This window comes from Acinetobacter legionensis (genome assembly GCF_048551735.1).
Classification (GTDB): Bacteria; Pseudomonadota; Gammaproteobacteria; order Pseudomonadales; family Moraxellaceae; genus Acinetobacter.
On the sequence record NZ_JBIMBV010000085.1, the window covers coordinates 1 to 649 of the forward strand.

1 pseudogene is annotated in these 649 nt (G+C 43.9%); it reads right to left on the minus strand.

The features are described from left to right. Nucleotides 1-649 (minus strand): annotated as a pseudogene (locus ACG9ZL_RS21115) (RHS repeat protein); the annotation flags it as partial.

Here is a 649-nt window from a genome sequence, read left to right on the forward strand (position 1 = left end):
GCACCAATCGCATAGCTAATACTTTTATCCGTTTTAGAACTTTGATCGTCAGCCAATGTTGCGCAAATCGGATCATTTAAGGCATCAGGTTGTAAGGTGACAAACTCTAAAATATCACCATTGATATGCTGCTCATGTTCGCCTGTTTGGTTTAACGGCACACTGGCTGTGGCTTTTTTACCTTGAGTTTGGATGGCTTTTAGGGTTTCTTGAATCAACCAAGCAAGGCTATATTGAGTTCCTGCATTGCTTTGTTGTTGAATCACTGTAGCAAGTTGTGGTGTCGCCTTAAGCACTTCTTCTGTTAATCGTGTTGCGATATTCGGGGTCATCTTTGCGGTCATATCAGCTTGTGCAGGCGTACCCAACAAATCAATCAATGGCTGTGCCCAGTTGCTAAACTGCTTGCTGGGATCACGTTTTTCAGCTGTTGCTCCCGCTGAAGCAACACTGGGTAATCCAGCTACAGCACTGCTGCTAAAGGCTTGGAGAATTGAAGTCCCTAGTGTCGTAGCACTCGACAATAAACCTGATAATTTACCTTGTGTTTCTTGTAGGAATTTTTCTAAATCGCCAGCCATCTGCGCATTTAAGTGTAGCTGCATCCGACGTAAGTCAGCTTCTTTGATTTTGCCATTGGCTGGGTATA